Source organism: Xanthomonas axonopodis (genome assembly GCF_001304695.1).
In the GTDB taxonomy this organism is placed as follows: Bacteria; Pseudomonadota; Gammaproteobacteria; order Xanthomonadales; family Xanthomonadaceae; genus Xanthomonas; species Xanthomonas axonopodis.
In genome coordinates this window covers 1-3,140 of the sequence record NZ_JFAQ01000281.1, presented here as the reverse complement: position 1 = coordinate 3,140, position 3,140 = coordinate 1, and the positions used below count along the sequence as shown (strand labels likewise).

General features: G+C 64.3%; 3 protein-coding genes and 1 other RNA gene. 2 read left to right on the top strand and 2 right to left on the bottom strand.

Features of this window, described 5'->3' with window-relative positions; all coding sequences use genetic code 11:
- The first annotated feature begins 55 nt into the window (after positions 1-55).
- Positions 56-131: non-coding RNA, sX9 sRNA (locus tag XAXN_RS22250), on the top strand.
- Between the two features lie 693 nt (positions 132-824).
- Here XAXN_RS22250 and XAXN_RS19650 read toward each other — a convergent pair.
- Positions 825-1,703: an SDR family oxidoreductase gene (locus tag XAXN_RS19650; RefSeq protein ID WP_054320766.1), complete on the bottom strand. Its 879-nt coding sequence runs from the start codon at positions 1,701-1,703 to the stop codon at positions 825-827.
- Between the two features lie 136 nt (positions 1,704-1,839).
- Here XAXN_RS19650 and XAXN_RS19645 point away from each other — a divergent pair, with 136 nt between their 5' ends.
- A complete protein-coding gene (locus tag XAXN_RS19645) occupies positions 1,840-2,271 on the top strand; it encodes a winged helix-turn-helix transcriptional regulator (protein ID WP_005915232.1) in 432 nt (143 codons plus the stop codon).
- Between the two features lie 188 nt (positions 2,272-2,459).
- Here the strand turns inward: XAXN_RS19645 and XAXN_RS19640 are convergent, their stop codons facing one another.
- On the bottom strand, positions 2,460-2,735 hold the full coding sequence (locus XAXN_RS19640) for a hypothetical protein (RefSeq protein ID WP_054320765.1): 276 nt from the start codon (positions 2,733-2,735) through the stop codon (positions 2,460-2,462).
- Positions 2,736-3,140 lie beyond the last annotated feature (405 nt).

The following is a 3,140-nucleotide window of genomic DNA, read 5'->3' as shown; positions in this document are numbered from 1 at the left end:
CTAACAAAACTACTGCGCAGCCGCCAGGCGGGCGCGGCCGGTGCTCGGAATCCTCATGTACCCCTCGTACACTCCGGTTCCTGTGCGCCGTCCACGCCCACCTGACGACCGCTCGCTACGTTTTGTTAGCCACTCTTAGATTTGATGTCGGTTTGGTGACACTGCCGGGCTCCGCCGCCGCGTCCCTTGTGTCACCGTCGTGTCGCGGCGATGGCAGTTATGCGACCAACTTGAGGCGGGCCCAGCTGCGCGCGATATGGTGAAGGCGCTCGTACAGAACTGCATGCGGGAACGTGCGGCCGCGGCATGACGAGATTGCGTGCGGGCCATCCATGCTCCGACGTTGAGCATCGCCGATGGCTGCGCGGCAGTACCTGCTGGACTCGCTGTGGGGCGCGGCTGCGCCACCCTTGCGTATGGGCAAGCACGTGAGCGGCATCGGCTCGGTCACATTGCCGTGTGCTGCGGTGGCAGTGCATCGCGCCGTGTCCAGGCCGTGCAGGTCTCCAGCGTGAGCAGCTACCCAAGGTCACGTCGGCTCGATCACTGCACCACGCATTGACCAACGGCGATGCGCGCGGTTGCCGATCGGCTGTCAGCGCAGCGCCACTGCCGATCGCCTCAACCGATGCCGCTGGTGCAACGCACTGGCGATCATCGCGACACGCGCAGCCACGCCAACCAGCCGGCCATCGCCGGCGATCACATGGGGTGAAGCAGCACGAAGGTCGCCGTGATTCCAAGCGGTCACCGCGCACCTCCGCAACGCTGCGCCAGCCAGCGCTTGCCTAACGGCTCGGCAGCGCCGTGGTCCCAGCCGCGAGTCAGCGCGTTGCGAGTGCCGCCGCCACCGCGTCGCGCAACGGCGTGGTGGGGCGGCCGATCAACCGGCTCAGCGTATGGCTATCGTCGAACAGGTCACCGCTGCGCGAGGCCGCCGAGCACTGCGCCAGCACCTGCGCAAAGCCGGCCGGCAGGCCGATCTGCACCAGCGCTGCCGCGTAATCGGCTTCCGGCAGGTCGTGATAGGCCACCGGCTTGCCCGACTGCTGCGCCACCTCGACGGCGTACTCGGCCATCGTGAAAGCGGTATCGCCCGCCAGCTCGTACACCTGCCCGGACTGTGGTGTATCCGAAGCCAGCACTGCTGCAGCAGCTGCAGCATAGTCGGCGCGCGTGGCCGCACTGATCTTGCCTTCGCCCGCACTGCCGATCACCGCGCCATGGGCGACTTCCGCGGCGATCGAGCCGGTGTAGTTCTCGGTGTACCAGCCGTTGCGCAGCAGCGCATGCGGCACGCCGCTCTCGCGCAGCAGCGCCTCGGTGGCCACATGCTCGGCGGCCAGCGACAGCGTGCTGGTATCGGCATGCAGGATGCTCGTATACGCCAGCAGCTCCACCCCGGCGCGCTTGGCCGCCTCGATCACGTTGCGGTGTTGCGGCACGCGCTGGCCGACCGAATTGGACGAGACCAGCAACACGCGCCCCACGCCCGCGAAGGCTGCGTCCAGGCTTTGCGGGTTCGCATAGTCGGCCTGACGTACCGCGATGTCGCGTTTTGCGAACTCGGCAAGTGACGCGGTATCCCGGGCCGTTGCTACGATGCGGTTTGCAGGCAGATGGCCAAGCAGCGCCTCGACAACCAGCGCACCCAACTGCCCGCTGGCGCCGGTGACAAGAATCAGGGGGGATGCAGATGTCATGATGGGCTCCGTTAGGTTTTCATTGGAGATTTAGTCTACTATCTAGACCTCATCGTTCGCCTGCATAGTGTCAGCGCCGCCCAGGCCTCCGCAAGGAGGCAGTTTTGCTCCCCCTGGTTACCGTGAGATACCCCACGTGAATGCGATTGCCCTGTTCCCGCCGCCGCCGTCCCTGGAAGGACCCTTCGACGCCACCAAGTGCCCGGTACGCGATGTGCTCGACCAGATCGGCGACAAGTGGACCCTGCTGATCCTGCTGACGCTGATCCCCGGCCCATCCCGCTTCAGTGCCATCCAACGCGCCGTGCCGGACATCTCCAAGCGCATGCTCACCCAGACCCTGCGCAACCTTGAGCGCAACGGCATGATCACCCGCAAGGTCTACGCCACCAAGCCGCCGAGCGTGGAATACGCGCTGTCCAAGCTGGGCATCGCGCTGCTCGGCCCAGTCTCGCAACTGCTCACTTGGGCGGGCGAAAACCACGGCAACATCCGCGCCGCCCGCGAGCGATTCGATCGCGCGCAGCAGGCGGCAGTGGCATTGGATCCCGACGAAGCGATGGCATAGGCGCCGCACCACGTCACCGCGATTCAAGCCAATCCCGTGACGTGGTGCGGCGGCGCTCCGGCGTGCGCATCGGCTGTCGGCCCTGACCGCAGAATGCGCTCGCGGCGCCCTTGCTTACATATCTCTCGTGTGCGTCTTGACGCTTGAGCCAAGCCGCGCTGCGTCGTGCTGTCGGCTGGAATGAAGTGTCAGGGCGCCAGCCGGCGACGATACAACCTGAGTGCAGCCCAGCCAACGGCGCCGCCAGCGATGCCACCCCACATGATGCCATTTGTGAAGCGATAGCCAGGAAGGTGTGCCACAACGGCACCGATGACCAAGCCGGAAAGAGAAAACCAGGCAACCATCCGGCGGTCCGCCACGCCCTGGCCTTCCGCGGCACGCCGACGACGAATCTTTTCTTGCGCTTCCAGATCCGGCAGAAGTAGGGCCTGCGCAATCGCGTCTGCTTGTGACTTATCCATGCACTGAATCCTGAAAAGCGCCATGGCGCTTGAATTACGCCGGCCCGCGAATGGGAGCCGGCTTGAATGAATGGTTAGGCTGTGCCACTACTGCAACCTGGCGCCCGCTGGTCCTACAAGCGTTTCAATGCCCTCGTCCCGAATTGTCCGTAGCGCCTCGTCCAAAGCGGCCCGGTCTGTAGCGAACAGATCATCCCAAACGGTAGACGTGTTGGATGCGTCAATAACTTCAAGTGTCCAAGCTGTGTCAGGCCCGCGATAAATCTCTACTTGAACTGTATGGCCGTTGGCGCTGATTGATCGGCAAAGTGGCGAGGTAATGAGTTGGTATTTTTGTTCCATAGTGCCTCAGGTATCCATGTTTTTTAGCAGCCTAACAGCTGAGTCGACGTCCCCCCGTCCTGA

Coding starts and splice junctions, on each gene's coding strand:
- XAXN_RS19640 (WP_054320765.1), bottom strand. CDS start 2,735: ATGGATAAGTCACAAGCAGACGCGATTGCGCAGGCCCTACTTCTGCCG.
- XAXN_RS19650 (WP_054320766.1), bottom strand. CDS start 1,703: ATGACATCTGCATCCCCCCTGATTCTTGTCACCGGCGCCAGCGGGCAG.